Source organism: Ensifer sp. LBL, assembly GCF_050435225.1.
In the GTDB taxonomy this organism is placed as follows: Bacteria; Pseudomonadota; Alphaproteobacteria; order Rhizobiales; family Rhizobiaceae; genus Ensifer.
Genome location: NZ_JBNDJY010000002.1, coordinates 1 through 16,578, shown reverse-complemented (window position 1 = coordinate 16,578; position 16,578 = coordinate 1). Strand labels below are relative to the sequence as shown.

General features: G+C 62.3%; 14 protein-coding genes. 8 read left to right on the top strand and 6 right to left on the bottom strand.

From position 1 onward, the window contains the following. Positions 1–166 precede the first annotated feature (166 nt). The 4 genes from OKW20_RS07390 (at position 167) to OKW20_RS07375 (ending at position 2,938) form a co-directional block, all read left to right on the top strand. Positions 167–1,093 (top strand): GNAT family N-acetyltransferase, encoded by a 927-nt coding sequence (locus tag OKW20_RS07390; protein ID WP_429171205.1) that lies wholly within the window; start codon positions 167–169, stop codon positions 1,091–1,093. Positions 1,094–1,197: 104 nt separating this feature from the next. After that, the gene (locus OKW20_RS07385; RefSeq protein WP_429171203.1) at positions 1,198–1,797 is read left to right on the top strand and encodes a hypothetical protein; all 600 of its coding nucleotides are present in this window, start codon (positions 1,198–1,200) and stop codon (positions 1,795–1,797) included. Beyond that, positions 1,794–2,387 carry a hypothetical protein gene (locus OKW20_RS07380; RefSeq protein ID WP_429171202.1) on the top strand — a complete coding sequence of 198 codons (594 nt, stop codon included), beginning with the start codon at positions 1,794–1,796 and terminating at the stop codon, positions 2,385–2,387. Before OKW20_RS07385 ends, OKW20_RS07380 begins: the two co-directional genes overlap by 4 nt. 11 nt (positions 2,388–2,398) lie before the next feature. Next, entirely contained in the window at positions 2,399–2,938 is a 540-nt protein-coding gene (locus tag OKW20_RS07375; protein ID WP_429171200.1) for a hypothetical protein, read from the top strand. Here the strand turns inward: OKW20_RS07375 and OKW20_RS07370 are convergent. The 6 genes from OKW20_RS07370 to OKW20_RS07345 form a co-directional block, all read right to left on the bottom strand. Continuing rightward, positions 2,919–4,241 carry a hypothetical protein gene (locus OKW20_RS07370; protein ID WP_429171198.1) on the bottom strand — a complete coding sequence of 441 codons (1,323 nt, stop codon included), beginning with the start codon at positions 4,239–4,241 and terminating at the stop codon, positions 2,919–2,921. The two genes, OKW20_RS07375 and OKW20_RS07370, sit on opposite strands and share 20 nt — an antisense overlap. A 22-nt stretch (positions 4,242–4,263) precedes the next feature. Further along, entirely contained in the window at positions 4,264–6,402 is a 2,139-nt protein-coding gene (gene scpA, locus OKW20_RS07365; RefSeq protein ID WP_429171196.1) for a methylmalonyl-CoA mutase, read from the bottom strand. A 168-nt stretch (positions 6,403–6,570) separates the two neighbouring features. Then, a complete protein-coding gene (locus tag OKW20_RS07360) occupies positions 6,571–8,574 on the bottom strand; it encodes an acetyl-CoA carboxylase biotin carboxylase subunit (protein ID WP_429171194.1) in 2,004 nt (667 codons plus the stop codon). A 105-nt stretch (positions 8,575–8,679) separates the two neighbouring features. Continuing rightward, the gene (locus OKW20_RS07355; RefSeq protein ID WP_429171193.1) at positions 8,680–9,489 is read right to left on the bottom strand and encodes a hypothetical protein; all 810 of its coding nucleotides are present in this window, start codon (positions 9,487–9,489) and stop codon (positions 8,680–8,682) included. Between the two features lie 72 nt (positions 9,490–9,561). Then, the gene (locus tag OKW20_RS07350) at positions 9,562–9,855 is read right to left on the bottom strand and encodes a hypothetical protein (RefSeq protein WP_429171191.1); all 294 of its coding nucleotides are present in this window, start codon (positions 9,853–9,855) and stop codon (positions 9,562–9,564) included. Positions 9,856–9,863: 8 nt separating this feature from the next. Further along, on the bottom strand, positions 9,864–11,396 hold the full coding sequence (locus tag OKW20_RS07345) for an acyl-CoA carboxylase subunit beta (protein WP_402325177.1): 1,533 nt from the start codon (positions 11,394–11,396) through the stop codon (positions 9,864–9,866). A gap of 158 nt (positions 11,397–11,554) precedes the next feature. On the opposite strand from OKW20_RS07345, the gene OKW20_RS07340 reads away from it, so the two are divergent. The 4 genes from OKW20_RS07340 (at position 11,555) to mmsB (ending at position 16,350) form a co-directional block, all read left to right on the top strand. Then, complete coding sequence (locus OKW20_RS07340) at positions 11,555–12,973, top strand: helix-turn-helix domain-containing protein (protein WP_429119293.1); 1,419 nt, start codon at positions 11,555–11,557, stop codon at positions 12,971–12,973. Positions 12,974–13,170: 197 nt separating this feature from the next. Further along, positions 13,171–14,313 (top strand): isobutyryl-CoA dehydrogenase, encoded by a 1,143-nt coding sequence (locus tag OKW20_RS07335; protein ID WP_429171189.1) that lies wholly within the window; start codon positions 13,171–13,173, stop codon positions 14,311–14,313. Positions 14,314–14,336: 23 nt separating this feature from the next. Then, complete coding sequence (locus OKW20_RS07330) at positions 14,337–15,395, top strand: enoyl-CoA hydratase/isomerase family protein (protein ID WP_429171188.1); 1,059 nt, start codon at positions 14,337–14,339, stop codon at positions 15,393–15,395. Positions 15,396–15,453: 58 nt separating this feature from the next. After that, complete coding sequence (gene mmsB / locus OKW20_RS07325; protein WP_043625090.1) at positions 15,454–16,350, top strand: 3-hydroxyisobutyrate dehydrogenase; 897 nt, start codon at positions 15,454–15,456, stop codon at positions 16,348–16,350. Positions 16,351–16,578: the final 228 nt, after the last annotated feature.

Genomic DNA, 16,578 nt, shown 5'->3' with positions numbered 1-16,578 from the left:
GTCACCGGCCGGCGGCTCTCCTCAAAAGCCGGCAAAGTCTTCATCGTTCGACGACGGGCAACCACCACTGGTGTCCGAGGCCGCGGCGACTGCAGCCCATGTCTCCGAAGGTCTCCTTCGACAAGACCCTGCACTGCTGAGCCGTGCCTGCAGAGGATATCCAACGATGCACAATTTGAAGCTCAGGCCGATCCGCAGCGCGGATCTGCCCTTGCTGGAGGCGCGGCTCCAGCGCGAATTCGACAACCCTGACAGCGGCACAGCCTATCCGAGATGCAAGACGACGGGGGAGCTCATCGCCGAGTTCAAGCTCTACGGTTTGGACTGGCGAAGGGAACTGCGGATCCTTGAAGCGGCGGATGGAAGGCCGGTCGCCGCCTTTGGTCTCCTCTATAACCCCGAGGATCTCGGGAGTAGGACGATGATAAATCGCAGCGAGGCTGCGGTTGCCGTTGGACCCTATCGTTTCGACGAAGCGGCCGTCGCGACCGAGGACGTGCTGGCTCTTATGGAGCGGCTGGCAGGCCGGCGTTTTGGCTCTCTCCGGTTTTGCGTCAGCGCTGCAAATCCCGACCTGCGCGAAATCGTCCTCAACCGAGGCTGGGTGGAGGGGCGCGAAAATCTGGAAATGGGTTGGGTTGCCGAGGGTCAACCGAAGGCGGAAGGGCGTGACGCCTGGACCGTGCAAAGACTGACAGACCGTGACGATCCTCGCTTGCCTCAGCTTGCGACTTTGTTGGCAGACCATTTTCAATGGGATGACGACTGCGCCGGTCGGTTGAGGGAATATCTGGCGGAAGGGTATCACGCTGGATATGTGCGCGATGACAACGCCGTTCTCGGTGCGGCGGTCTGGCTGAAGGTCGCGGATACGGATTTCGGGCGGCTAGAGTACCTGGCCGTTGCGCCCGAAGCGCGCCGTCGGCAGATCGGGACCTCGCTCGTCCGGGCGACGTTGGACGATTTGCGATCCGCAGGGTGCAGCGAGGTCTTTCTCAGCATGGATCCGTCGGCAACAGCCGCTCGTGCGGTCTACGTGGCGCAGGGCTTCGTTCCAACGCTCCGATATTCCACATCCGAGCTTTCGTTCTGACGCCGCGTCTGCCGAAGAAACCGTTTCCGACACGCGTGTTTTGATTTCCGCGGCAAACTTTCCTATCTTCCGGTTGCAGCATCTGCTGGGTGGATGGAGGACATATGCCGATCGTACGGCGATCGAAGATCAGGCAGCGCCTGCTGATCATGCTTGTCACCGGCATCGGCGGCATGGCGGCGGCCGCGATTTCCTTTGCTTCGGCGGTTTATGATGCAGCCAATCCGGTTCCCGTGCCGGTCATAGGCAAAGGCCAGGCGGTCGATACGGGCCGGTGGCAAGTGACCATCAACGGCGCCCAGATGTCGTCCCTGCCACCGACCGGCACGAAACCGTTCGAGCCGAAGCGGTTCCTGCTGGTGGATATCGAGGTCGACAACCGGTCCGTCGCCACCAGCAACGGTTTCATGAACCTGATCACGATCCAGGATGACGCCGCTCCGCTGCAGCCCAAGCCCACCTATTACCTGGCGCGGGACAAATGGATCGCCAGTGCGATCAATCCGAACATGCCGGAAAGACTGGTCGCTGCCTGGGAGTGGCCGGCGGACCGCCCGGAACCGCAGACGCTTTCGCTGGCGATCGGAAAACAGATCTACAGGCCGCGCGACAATCTCTATGGCGCGCCGAATTGGTTCGATGACGGTGCGGCTGCGGTCGTCGAATTGCCGGTCACGCAGGCCTCGGAGACGACGGAGCAATGATGTCGGCTTTCCGTACGCTGCTGCTTTGCGGCCTTGCGATCGCCGCGCTCTATACGATGCGAAACAGCACGCCCGGCTACGGCGACATCACCGCGCCGATCGCCATTCACGGTGCTGTCGGCGAGCGGGCGGAAACGCGCGACTTCGCCTTCGGCGCGGCCAATGTGCATCTGGCGCGCCAGCTTAAGGTTGAAAGCTTCGGGCGGGTCAAGGACTACTCCACATCAGGTGTTTGGCTGATCATCGAGGGCGCTGCTGTTGCCAAGACGGAAACGATGACGTTGATGTCTGCGGAATGGCTGGCGGGCAATGGCCTGCGCTATGCGCTGAGCCAGCGGTTTTCGACCGTGCCGGGCTATCTGCCGACGGAGCGGCTCGAGCCTGGCCTGCCAAGGCCGGTGCTGCTTGCCTTCGAGCTCCCCGAGGCCGCCGTCGACAAGGGCACGCTGCTCGTCGCACGCAGTCGTGTGTCGCCGCTCGCCGAGGAACTGTCGATTGCGCTCGGCGACAAGAAGCCGGCCGAGATCAAGCCGACCGTCACCATTGCGCGCAGCGGCAGCGGCGCGCCCTGGACGCTGGCCGCGCGCTGAGGGAGGCAGTCATGAGCGAGAAACGCACCTTCTGGACCTGCCTGCTGGCGCTGATTGTCGCGCTGCCGCTCGCTTTCGTCGCCCGCTCATGGGACAGCCTTCTTGAGAGCCAATGGCTCGCCGGCGGCAGTGCGGAAATCGTCGTCGAGGATGGGGCAGCGCAGGCCTTCGCCGGCGGGCAATGGAAATTTATGGATATGCGGCGCCTGCCGCGCACCGATGACGCACGCGTCATTCTCGCCGAATTCGAGGCGTCGCCGACCGATCTCGCCGCTTTGGAGAAGGGCGCCTGCCGCGTCCGGCTGATCGACGGCAAAGGACGTCGGTTCGAACCGGTCACCCTGACCGAGCCGATCGTGCGAAAGATGTATCCGGAGGTGGCCGAGCGTCCGCGCTGCAGTGTCCTGGCCTTTGCCGATGCCAAGGCCGGCACGGCCGTCCGCATGGCCGAGAGCTTCATCGTTCCGGCGGAGGCGCGGGACCTTTCGCTCCGGATCGAATATCCAGGCGCCAGCGACGAGACGTTGGTGTTCAAGTGGACGCGTAGTTGATCTCGGCCTTATCGGCCTGACGGGAAACGGCATGTTCGAGCATCGCTGCCAAAAGGGTGATGCGCAGGGCATCGAGCACGATGCCGCCGTTGAGATCGCTGGGACTGCCGATGAAAAGGCTCAAGGCATTGAAAACGAGCCGCCAGTTCGCGAGATCAGCCACGTCCAGCGTCCGTGTTGCCGCATACCACGTCCAGGCGCCGAGCCAGGAAATGGCATTGTAGGCAATGATGAAAGCAAAAAGTGCCGCCAACCCCGAGCCGAGCGTCAACTTCAGGCAGGTCCAGATCGGCGCATAACGGGAGCGATAATCGCTGACGAAGTGGTCGAGAAAATCGGCGACCCATTTGCGCAGCGTGCGGGCGCGGCGCGGCTTTGGCGATGCCGGCCGGGCGCGCTGTGTTGCGCTCGAAAGTTCGTAGCCGTTGATGATGGCCGCCATGACCAGCCAGATGACCGGAAGGAGCGCATAGAAGAACAGGCCTGTCGCCTCGCTATTCCAGTCAGGCTTTCTCAGTTCCACCGGCACGAAGGTCTCGGCGGCATACGCAATGCCGGTGAAGGCGAAACCGTTCATGCTCAAAAGCTTGCCGGCGCCAAGCCAGGTGATCACCTGGTCCTTCCAGACCGACAGGCCGTAGAGACCGATGAAGATCCAGCTGGCATCTGCGGCCACGATCAGCAGACGCCAGAAGGGTGCTTCGCTCCGTTTGCTCATGCGTTTTGCGCCCCAGCGCAACAGCCAGCAGAACGCGATCGACACGAGAACGCCGCGCGATCCCAGAATATCGAAGAAGTTGGCTTTTTCGCCGAAAGCCACGGCAGCAAGTGCTGATCGCGAATATTCGCGCACGGTATCGCCGAGAAACCCCCAGGCGGCGTAGTAGGCAAAGAACGGCAGCAGGGCAGCGGCTGTGACGGCAAGAAGCCTGCGCTCGGCCATCGGCGCCTTTGTCTCGACAGGCGCCGTCGCCGGTTGCTGGCGGAGCGCTTCGAGTGCCGGCAAGCCCGGTCGAAGGACCATGAACATCAGCACGATGACGACGAGCTTCGCCAGCACGACGAGGGAGAGCGTGACCATGCCACCGAGCGGATGCTGCATCCCGATCCAGACCGCTGCCCGCATCAGGAGGTCGTTCGCGATGGCGCCGCAAGCGCCGATCAGCAGGAGCTGCGGCCAGAAGCGGACGAAGAGGCGCGCCATCAAGGCAAAGGGTCCGAACACTTCGGCGATCGACGTCATGCCGACACCATAGTTGCGTCGGCCGGTAACGACAACCGCTTGGGGCGAACGGAGACACAATGCCCCTCCGCGTCGCCCGGCATCAGATGTTGCGGCGCTTGCCCTCGATCAGGTCGAGCACGGCGCGGGCCGCGTCGAGCACGTTGGTGCCGGGACCGAAGACCGCGGAGACACCATTCTCCATCAGGTAGTCATAGTCCTGGCGCGGGATGACGCCGCCGCAGATGACGATGACATCCTCGCCGCCGCGCTTCTTCAGCGCTTCGGCCAATTGCGGCATCAGCGTCTTGTGGCCGGCAGCAAGCGAAGAGACGCCGATGACATTGACCTTGCTCGCAAGCGCCATGTCGGCCGCTTCCTCCGGCGTCTGAAACAGCGGCCCGGCAAGCACGTCGAAGCCGATGTCGCCAAAGGCCGACGCGATCACCTTGGCGCCGCGATCGTGGCCGTCCTGGCCGAGCTTGGCGACCATGATCTTCGGCTTGCGGCCGAGTTTCGCCGAGACTTCGTCGAGACGCCCGGAGAGCACTTCGAGTTCCGGCTCGCCCTCATAGGCCTTGCCGTAGATCTTGCTGACGACCTTGGGCGTTGCGGCATGGTCGCCAAAGGCGCCGCGCATCGCATCCGAGATTTCGCCGACGGTGGCGCGCGCCCGCGCCGCTTCGACGGCGGCCGCCAAGAGGTTGCCTTCGCCGCTCAATGCGACCTTTGAAACAACGGCAAGGGTCTCGTTCACCTTCGCGCTGTCGCGCCGCCGCTTCGTTTCCTCGATCCGGCGAATCTGTGCGGCGCGCACGGCACTGTTGTCGATTTCCAGGATGTCGATCGGCTCTTCGTTGTCGAGCCGGTACTTGTTGACGCCGACGATGATCTCCTCACCCTTGTCGACGGCTGCCTGGCGGCGCGTTGCTGCCTCTTCGATCAGTCGCTTCGGCAGGCCGGCGTTGACCGCACGGGTCATGCCGCCCATCGCTTCGACCTCCTCGATCAGCGCCCAAGCCTTTTCGGCGAGCTCGTTGGTCAGGCTTTCGACATAATAGGAACCGGCGAGCGGATCGACGACCTTGGTGACGCCGGTCTCATGCTGAAGAATCAACTGGGTGTTGCGGGCGATGCGGGCGGAAAACTCCGTCGGCAGCGCGATCGCTTCATCGAAGGAATTGGTGTGCAGCGATTGCGTGCCGCCGAGGGCCGCCGACATTGCCTCAAACGCGGTGCGGATGATGTTATTATAGGGATCCTGCTCCTGCAGCGAGACGCCTGATGTCTGGCAATGGGTCCTGAGCATCAGCGACGACGGCTTCTTCGGCTCGAACTCCTGCATGATCCGGGTCCAGAGCAGGCGCGCCGCCCGAAGCTTCGCCGCCTCCATGAAGAAGTTCATGCCGATCGCAAAGAAGAAGGAAAGCCGGCCGGCGAATTCATCGACGTTCAGCCCCTTGGCAAGGGCGGCGCGCACATATTCGCGCCCGTCGGCAAGCGTGAAGGCGAGCTCCTGCACCAGCGTCGCCCCGGCCTCTTGCATGTGATAGCCGGAGATCGAGATCGAATTGAACTTCGGCATCTCCTTCGCCGTATACTCGATGATATCGGCGACGATGCGCATCGACGGTTCCGGCGGGTAGATATAGGTGTTGCGGACCATGAACTCCTTGAGGATGTCGTTCTGGATCGTGCCTGAGAGCTTGTCGCGCGACACGCCCTGTTCCTCGCCGGCGACGATGAACGAAGCGAGGATCGGGATCACCGCGCCGTTCATGGTCATCGACACCGACATCTCCTCGAGCGGAATGCCATCGAACAGGATCTTCATGTCCTCGACCGAGTCGATCGCAACACCCGCCTTGCCGACATCGCCTTCGACGCGCGGATGGTCGCTGTCATAGCCGCGGTGGGTCGCGAGATCGAAGGCAACCGAGAGGCCCTTCTGTCCCGCCGCGAGGTTCTTGCGGTAGAAGGCGTTGGACGCTTCGGCCGTGGAGAAACCGGCATATTGGCGGATCGTCCAGGGGCGGCCGGCATACATGGTGGCGCGCGGCCCGCGCACGAACGGCTCGAAGCCCGGTAGTGACGCGAGATGATCGATGCCGTCGAGGTCATCAGCCGTATAGAGCGGTTTCACCGCGATGCCTTCGGGCGTCTGCCAGGTAAGGCTTTCCGGCGCGGCCTTCAGTTCGCGCTCGGCGAGCGTTTCCCAGTCCTTGATGGTCTTTTGGCTCATCGTTAGCTCCTTGCCCGAAAAAGGGCGCCTTCCTTGCCTCATCCCTGTGCTTGTCACAGGGATCCAGTCACGCGAAGTCCTTCGCGTGAAAGAGTGAATTCTTCGCATCGCAGACGCGACGCTGCTGGATTCCTGTGACAAGCACAGGAATGAGGGCGGCTATGACAGTCACTCGAATTCCATGATCAGTTCGTCGACCGCGAGGCTGGCGCCGGCGGCGACCGCCACGCGCTTGACCACGGCCTTCTTTTCGGCGCGCAGGATGTTCTCCATCTTCATCGCTTCAACCACGGCAAGCGCCTGTCCGGCCTCGACCGTATCGCCGGCCTTGACTGTGACCGAGGTGATCACACCCGGCATCGGGCAGAGCAGCATGCGCGAGGTGTCCGGCGGCAGCTTCTTCGGCATCAGCCGCGCCAGCTCCGCAACCCGCGGGCTTCTGACGTGCGTGACGACGTCGATGCCGCGCCAGCGGAGCCGGATGGCGGTTCCGACCAGATCGACTTTGACGCTCAAGGGTTCATTGTCGATGTTGAAGGTGGCAAGGGTGCGACCAGGCACCCAGTCTCCGGCGATGGTAACCGAGCTGCCATCGGCAAATCGGACGAAGGCGCCGTCGGCGGATGACCCCGCCGTTACCGCGAAGGTGTGATCGCCGAGGCTGACCGCCCAGTCGTGGCCGACGACGCGACGGTGATTGCCGATCGTCCCGGAAATCTGGCTGGCGCGCTCTTGCAGCGCCTGATTGACCGAAACCGCGACGGCGGCAAGCTTGCGCAGCGGCGGCGCTTCCGCCGCAACGCCATGGAAGCCGTCGGCGAATTCTTCCGTGATGTAGGCGGTCGTCAGCCGGCCTTCTCTAAAACGCTGCTGCTGCATGACGGCCGACAGGAACGGCAGGTTATGGCCGATGCCTTCGACCTCGAACTGATCGAGCGCGTCGGCCATGGCCTCGACCGCCGTCTGCCGGTCCGGTCCCCAGGTGCAGAGCTTGGCGATCATCGGGTCGTAGAACATCGAGATCTCGCCGCCCTCGAAGACGCCGGTGTCGTTGCGCGTCACAGTGCCGTTGTCGCTTGTGCCCTCGACCGGGGGACGATAGCGAGTCAGCCGGCCGATCGACGGCAGGAAGTTGCGATAGGGGTCTTCGGCATAGAGCCGGCTCTCGATCGCCCAGCCGTTGAGCTTCACGTCGGCCTGGCCAAAGGGGAGTTTTTCGCCGGCGGCAACCCGGATCATCTGCTCGACGAGATCGAGCCCGGTGATGAGTTCGGTCACCGGATGTTCCACCTGCAGGCGGGTGTTCATTTCGAGGAAGTAGAAGTTGCGCTTGCCGTCGACGATGAATTCGACGGTGCCGGCCGAGTGGTAGCCGACGGCCTTGGCAAGCGCGACCGCCTGCTCACCCATGGCCTTGCGGGTCTCGGCGTCGAGGAAGGGGGACGGGGCTTCTTCGATGACCTTTTGGTTGCGACGCTGGATCGAGCACTCGCGCTCGCCGAGATAGAGGGTGTTGCCGTGTTTGTCGCCGAGCACCTGGATCTCGATATGGCGCGGCTCCGTCACGAATTTCTCAATGAAGATGCGATCGTCGCCAAAGGCGTTCTTCGCCTCGTTCTTCGAGGACTGGAAGCCTTCGCGCGCTTCTTGGTCGTTCCAGGCGATGCGCATGCCCTTGCCACCACCACCGGCGGACGCCTTTATCATCACGGGATAGCCGATCGAGGAGGCGATCCGCACAGCCTCGTCGGCATCCTCGATCAGGCCCATGTGGCCAGGCACCGTGGAGACACCCGCTTCGGCCGCGAGCTTCTTCGAGGTGATCTTGTCGCCCATCGCCTGGATCGCGCCGACAGGAGGGCCGATGAAGGCAACACCCTCCTTCTCAAGCGCTTGCGCAAAGGCGGCGTTTTCCGAGAGAAAGCCATAGCCCGGATGAACGGCATCGGCGCCGGTCTTGCGGATAGCATCGATGATCTTGTCGATGACGATATAGGACTGCGCCGAGGGCGACGGTCCGATATGCACGGCCTCATCAGCCATGCGCACATGCATCGCATCGCGATCGGCGTCGGAATAGACGGCAACGGTGGCGATGCCGAGCTTCTTTGCGGTCTTGATGACGCGGCAGGCGATTTCACCACGGTTGGCGATGAGGATTTTCTTGAACATCAGATTGCCGCTTCCTGTCGATAAATATGGCTCGAGAATCGGTTGAGTTGTCGTGGCTCTAAGCGGTTGCCATAAAGAGAAGAAGGCCCATACAGGGCTTCAGGACTATACATCGTCGCTCCTTCGGCAATTGCGAACGAACTCGAAACCAAGTGGGGTAAGGTGCGCGCAAACAAGAAAGCTTCTGACGCCACCAGAAACAAAACTTGAGGCATTTAACCAAATTAGGCCCAGCGTCTGAAGATGAAGAAGCGAGAGCCCTAGGGGGAAATCCTGTAGCGAGAATTCATTTGTATTTGGAATATTGTCGCCATCAAACAATAATGACAGTCCGAAGTACGAATGGATAATCCCGCGAATGTCATCCTTTGGTACAAGGGACGCATTTTTCAGCATGCTTTCAAACTCAGAATCTGCTGCTCGCCGAGTATAATTCGCTGTTTCAAACACTGAATGCTTCGAATGCTCAAAATAGACGTCGTCGAGTATTTGCGCTTCCGCGGCGTCGATCTCACCTAAGATCTGAATGCACCAACGGCGATTAGGGCCGGGGTCGGACACCTCGCTAACAAGCAAGTTGGCCCAACGCTCTATCATCTCGTCGTCAGAGGGGTCTTCCAGAGATGCCTTTTCGAGCAAGGGCACTAAGGTCTTGTTCGGCACGGCTCTTGTTGGGAAACCTTCAGCTACCAAGCGCTCGCGTGCCTTTCGGGCGATCGAAATCAAGACATCCTCTCGCTGGAGTCTGATTTGATCGGCGCGCAGGCCGCGAGATTCTGTGAAGGGTCGGATAACGTCCGTTAGGGCATCAATTAGACGCCCCGAGCTTGTTGCAGGTATCTCAGCCTTAATTTCAGCTCTAGCGCCAACGTCTATGCTGATCGACAAGGGATTTTTAGATTTATCGTCCGTCATCCAATTTCACAGAAACAGCTGTGTCCTCAACGGTAGGTGAAGCGAGTTGCACTGAAACCCATTGTAGTTTGGTCAGCGTTTGAACTTGCGGCGATACGGCAAAAGCGCGATCGAGGATGCCGCTGCAGCGCCGCCGAAAAGCAGCCCGAAGGGTACGACGACCATGAGGGTGGCAAGCACCGGGCTCGTCGAGCGGATGATGTGGGTGCCGACCGCGCCGATATTGAGCCAGATGAGAACGCCGGCCGTTATGGCCCCGATCGCCACGCCGATCAGCGCGTTGACGGTCATGTAGCGCAGCATCTGCCAGTGGTCGCGTCGGGCTTCTTCCGGCGTCATCACGCGCTCCGGCTCCCGTTCCATCATCGCCTCCATCAGAGCGGGATCGTGTCGTGCTTGCGCCAGCGGACATCGACCTGCTTGTTGCGCAAGGATGCGAAGGCACGGGCGATGCGGCGACGCGACGAATGCGGCATGATCACTTCGTCGATGAAGCCACGCTCGGCGGCGACGAACGGATTGGCGAAGCGCTCCTCGTATTCCTTCGTGCGCGCCGCGATCTTCTCGGCGTCGCCGAGCTCCGAGCGATAGAGGATTTCGGTTGCGCCCTTGGCGCCCATCACGGCGATCTCGGCGGTGGGCCAGGCATAATTGACATCGGCGCCGATGTGCTTGGAAGCCATGACGTCATAGGCGCCGCCATAGGCTTTCCGCGTGATCAGCGTCACCATCGGCACGGTCGCCTGGCTATAGGCAAAGAGCAGCTTGGCGCCGTGCTTGATGACGCCGCCATATTCCTGCGCGGTGCCGGGAAGGAAGCCGGGCACGTCGACCAGCGTCAGGATCGGGATCGAGAAGGCGTCGCAGAAGCGCACGAACCGCGCGGCCTTGCGCGAACTGTCGATATCGAGGCAGCCGGCAAGCACCATCGGCTGGTTGGCAACAACACCGACCGTCTGGCCTTCCATGCGGATGAAGCCGGTGATGATGTTCTTGGCAAAGCTCTGCTGCAACTCGAAGAAGTCGCCTTCGTCGGCAAGCGCCAGGATCAGTTCCTTCATGTCGTAGGGCTTGGTGGCGCTATCGGGGATGAGGCTGTCCAAACGCATTTCGAGCCGCGCCGGGTCGTCGTGGAAGGGACGCACCGGCGGCTTCTCGCGGTTGTTGAGCGGCAGGAAATCGAAGAGCAGGCGCACATGCTCAAGCGTTTCAATATCGTTCTCATAGGCCGCGTCGGCGACGGAGGACTTTTTCGTGTGCGTGCCCGCACCGCCGAGTTCTTCGGCCGTGACGATCTCGTTGGTCACGGTCTTTACGACGTCGGGCCCGGTCACGAACATGTAGGAACTGTCCCGGACCATAAAGATGAAGTCGGTCATGGCAGGCGAATAGACGGCGCCACCGGCGCAGGGCCCCATGATCACCGAGATCTGCGGGATGACGCCCGAGGCCTCGGCATTGCGGCGGAAGACCTCGGCATAGCCGGCGAGCGACGCCACGCCTTCCTGGATGCGGGCGCCGCCACTGTCGTTGAGGCCGATGACCGGCGCACCGTTGCGCACGGCCATATCCATGATCTTGCAGATCTTCTGCGCATGCGTTTCCGACAGCGAACCGCCGAGCACCGTGAAGTCCTGGGAAAAGACATAGACCTGGCGGCCGTTGATCGTGCCCCAGCCGGTGACGACGCCGTCGCCCGCGACCTTCTGGCCTTCCATGCCGAAATCGACGCAGCGGTGCGTGACATACATGTCGTATTCTTCGAAGGAGCCCTCATCGAGCAAGACCTCGATGCGTTCGCGCGCCGTCAGCTTGCCCTTGCCGTGCTGGGCGTCGATCCGCCGCTGCCCGCCGCCGGCTCTTGCTTCCGCCCGGCGGGCTTCGACCTGTTCTAGTATGGCGCGCATGGTGCCCTCCCGATTTTTTTAATGCCCGGCTTTTTCAATGATTGTGCAGAGGCGCTTCGACCTTCGCAATAGCGTCGAAGGGTGGATGGAAAAACGTCCCTTCATGTGCAAATGTGAAATAGAGAAATTTGTGAAACGTAAATTGCAAAGTTGCAAATATGGCGATCGGCAAGCTCTATATCGGCCGCAAGGTCCGGGAAATGCGGGAAGCAAACAAGGCGACACAGGGCCAGTTCGCTGAACGCATCGGCATTTCCACCAGCTATCTCAACCAGATCGAGAACAACCAGCGTCCGGTTTCGGCGGCGGTTCTGCTGGCGCTCGCCGAAAAATTCCAGATCGATATTGCCGAACTTTCGACCGGAGAGGGCGATCGCTTGCTTTCGGCGCTCTCGGAAGCGCTCAGCGACCCCCTGTTCGAGACCTATTCCGCGAGCCTGCAGGAGTTGAAGCTCGTCGCCCAGAACGCGCCGGGGCTGGCGCATGCGCTGATCACCTGCCACCAGGCCTATCGCCGCAACAGCGAGCAGCTTGCAAGCATCGACGACACCATCGGCCGCGGCGGGCCTTTCGTCGAAACGACGCCCTATGAGGAAGTGCGCGACTTCTTCCATTTCGTCGACAACTACATCCACGAGATCGATATGCTCGCGGAGCGGCTGGCGAGTGAACTCGGGCTCGGCGAAGGCGACAACCACGCGGCGCTGGCGAGCCACCTGGAGCAACGCCATGGCGTCCGTGTCGTGCGCGGTGCCGCCGGCGACGAGGCGATCCGCCGCTTCGATCCGCGCGCCCGCATCCTGACCCTCAACCCTTATGCCCCGCCCGCGACGCGCGATTTTCAGATCGCCCTACAGATCGCCCAGCTTCATGCCCGCGAGGAGATCGACCGGGTGGCCGGCAGCGCCGGTTTCCGCACCGAGGAGGCCTATGAGATCTGTCGCATCGGCCTGCAGAACTATTTTGCCGGTGCACTGATCCTGCCCTACCAGGCATTCTCAAGGGCCGCCCGCGACCTGAGACACGATATCGAGCTGCTCGCCGCCCGCTTCGGCGCCTCATTGGAGCAGGTCTGCCATCGCCTCTCGACCCTGCAACGGCCGGGGCAGAAGGGCATCCCGATCTTCTTTGCCCGCATCGACCGCGCCGGCAACATCACCAAGCGCCATAGCGCCGCCAAGCTGCAATTCGCCCGCTTCGGTGCCGCCTGTCCGCTCTGGAACGTGCACCAGGCTTTCGAGACGCCGGGCCGCATTATCCGGCAACTGGCCGAAACGCCCGATGGCGTTCGCTATCTCTGTCTCGCCACCCAGATCACCAAGGGTGGCGGCGGTTTCCGCGCCGCGCAGCCGCGTTATGCGCTGGCGCTCGGCTGCGAGGTCTCCTACGCCGACGCCTTCGTCTATGCCGACGACATGGACCTCGGCAACCGCGCCGCCTTCGACCCGATCGGCATTTCCTGCCGTATCTGCGAAAGGACGAAATGCGCGAGCCGCGCCGTACCGCCCTTGAAGCGTCGCCTGATTGTGGATCATGACTTACGGGGCGCTCTGCCGTATCGTCTAAGCGAGAGTTGATCGGGCTCGTCTGTTCATTTTTGAACAGACCCTGTGAGAAGTTGCATCTGGGCCTGGCGCAAAGTTGGTGTAACTAGGCCTCAATTGCCTGCAGCGACGCGCGTCCTCTGAGACGCTTAAAGGTCGCTGTAGCGCTCTGAGTTGCTGCGGGTTTTAAGGAAATCTGCAGCCGGTATGCGGTCAGGGAGGACATGCATATGGAATTTCGCCTGTCGGAGGAACAGGAGGCCATTCGTCAGATGGCGCTCGACTTCGCCCGCGAGGAGATCGCCCCTCACGCGATCGACTGGGATCAGCAGAAGCATTTTCCGGTCGATACGCTGCGCGGGGCCGCGGCGCTCGGCATGGCCGGCATCTACGTCCGTGACGATGTCGGCGGCACGGGCCTCACGCGGCTCGATGCTGCAATCATCATCGAAGCCTTGGCGACCGGTTGCCCGGCCGTCGCCTCCTTCATGTCGATCCACAACATGTGCGCCGGCATGATCGACCGCTATGGCAGCGACGAGCAGCGCCAGCGGCTGTTGCCCAAGCTCCTGACGATGGACGTGCTCGCGAGCTACTGCCTGACCGAGCCCGGCTCCGGTTCTGATGCAGCGGCCTTGAAGACCAAGGCGGTCAAGGACGGTCCTGATTATGTCCTGACCGGCCAGAAGCAGTTCATTTCCGGCGCCGGCGAATCGGGCCTCTACGTGATCATGGCGCGAACCGGCGAGGACGGCCCGAAGGGCATCTCGACCTTCATCGTCGAGAAGGATGCACCCGGCCTGACCTTCGGTGCCAACGAAAAGAAGATGGGCTGGCACGTGCAGCCGACTCGCGCCGTCATGCTCGACGGCGTGCGCGTATCGGCTGAAAATCGTCTCGGCGGCGAAGGCGACGGCTTCAAGATCGCCATGGGCGGGCTCGATGGCGGTCGCTTGAACATTGCCGCCGCCTCACTCGGCGGCGCTCAATCCGCCTTCGAAAAGGCGCTGGCCTACGTTCAGGAGCGTCGCGCCTTCGGCAAGGCGATCGGCGAATTCCAGGCCCTGCAGTTCCGGCTCGCCGATATGGCGACCGATCTCGAAATCGCCCGCACCTTCCTCTGGCGCGCCGCTTCGGCGCTCGATGCCGGCGATCCGGAAGCGACGAAACTCTGCGCCATGGCCAAGCGCTTCGTCACCGACCGCTGCTTCGCCGTCGCCAACGATGCGCTGCAGCTTCATGGCGGCTACGGTTATCTCGCAGATTATGGCGTCGAGAAGATTGTCAGGGACCTCCGGGTGCACCAGATCCTTGAGGGCACCAACGAGATCATGCGCCTCATCGTTGCGCGTTCGCTTATCGGCCGGAAGTAGGCCAGAAACGGGAAAGACCGCTCATGGAAATGCAGACGCCAGCACCGGAAGTGATCGTCGAGCGCCAGGGCGCGATTGGCCGGATCCGGCTGAACCGCACACGCGCGCTCAACAGCCTCAACGTGCCGATGATCCGGTTGATCGCCGAAGCGCTGACCGCATTCGAAAACGACCCGGCAGTGGCCGCCGTGCTTGTGACCGGTGAGGGCGAGCGCGGGCTCTGCGCCGGCGGTGATATCCGCATGATCTATGAAAGCGGCCGCGAGCGTCCGGAGGAGGGCGCCCAGTTCTGGCGCGAGGAGTTCGTCGTCAACAGCCGCATCTCCAGCTACCGCAAGCCTTACATCGCCATCATGGACGGCATCGTCATGGGCGGCGGCGTCGGGATTTCCGCCCATGGCAGCCACCGCATCGTCACCGAGCGCACCCGGCTTGCCATGCCCGAAACCGGCATCGGCTATTTCCCCGATGTCGGGGCCACTTGGCTGCTGCCGAAGGCGCCGGGCGAGTTCGGCACCTATCTCGGCCTCACTGGCCGGGATATCGTCGCGGCCGACGCTATCCATGCGCGGCTCGCGGACAGTTTTGTGGCTGCGGACAAGCTGGAAACACTGATTGCGGATCTTGGCGCATTGTCGGCGACCGCGGGCAGCGCGGATGTCGACGGCGTGATTGCCAAGCATGCTTCGCAAGCGCCGGCAACGCCGCTTCAAGGCCATCTTGCCCTGATCGACCGCTGCTTTGCCTTCGATACGATCGAAGAGATCCTCGCGGCGCTCGAGGCCGATGGTTCCGATTTCGCCTGGGAAACGCTTGCACTTTTGAACTCCCGTTCCGCGCTCAGCATGAAGCTGACGCTCGATCTCCTGCGCGCCGGGCGCCGCGGCGTTTCGCTAAACGAATGCCTGGAGCGGGAGTATTCCGCGACGCTCGGCATGCTCGGCAATCCCGATTTCTACGAGGGCGTGCGCGCCGCGGTGATCGACAAGGACCGCAATCCGAAATGGTCGGTTGGGCTCTCCGATGTCACGCCGGCCCTGCTGTCGCGCTTCGACGGGAAGGATCATCCACTACTGTTCTAGCGCCTGAGGACGGGGCGCGGTTCGGCTTCGGCCGGGTTTCAATGCGAGGAGGAATGCCATGACGAAGATCGCCTTTATCGGGCTCGGCAATATGGGCGGTCCGATGGCCGCCAATCTGGTGAAGGCGGGCCATGCGGTCACGGGCTTCGACCTGTCGGAAGCCTCGCGCAACGCCGCGGCGAAGACCGGCGTTTCCGTCGCCGGCTCGATTGCACATGCGGTGCGCGGCGCCGAATGCGTCATCACCATGCTGCCGGCCGGCGCCCATGTCCTTTACGTCTGGGACGAGCTTCTCGGTTTTGTCGATCCGGGCACGCTGCTGATCGACAGTTCGACGATCGACGTCGATAGCGCCCGCAAGGCGCATGCGCTCTCGGAAAAGATCGGCTGCCCCTCGCTCGACGCGCCGGTTTCCGGTGGCACCGGTGGTGCTTCGGCTGGCACCTTGACCTTCATGGTCGGCGGTAGCGACGAGGCTTTTTCGCGCGGCAAGCCGCTGCTCGACGCCATGGGCAAGAAGATCGTCCATTGTGGCGGTGTCGGTGCGGGCCAGGCGGCAAAGATCTGCAACAACATGATCCTCGGCATTTCCATGGCCGGTGTCTGTGAGGCTTTCGTGTTGGCGGAGCGTCTCGGCCTGTCTCACCAGGCGCTGTTCGACGTGGCGTCGACCTCGTCCGGCCAGTGCTGGTCGCTGACGACCTATTGCCCGGTGCCCGGCCCGGTTCCGACCTCGCCGGCCAACAACGAGTATAAGCCGGGCTTTGCCGCAAGCCTGATGCTGAAGGACCTGAAGCTGTCGCAGCAGGCGGCGAGTGCCGCCGGAGCGACGACGCCGATGGGCGCGCAGGCCGCGCAGCTCTATTCGATGTTCGAGAAGCTCGGTCATGGTGGCGAGGACTTTTCGGCTTTGATCCGTCTGCTGCGGGGCAACGACGAGGCCAAGGCCGGTTGACCCACCTTTTCCGCCCGTTTACCCGGGTGGAAAGTGGCCTTTGCTGCTTGTGGATAGAAATATCGTTTGTTTTCAATGCGTTGTTAGAATTATGTCGGGTCCATGAAAATCCCTGTTGACGTGTTCGGGGATGGGGGTCTATAAGCCCGATCACTGACGAGGGCGGCGGCGCTGCTGGCGACGACGACCTTCGCTCTAGAGTTTCCTGGGTTGGCTGATGCTGATTTT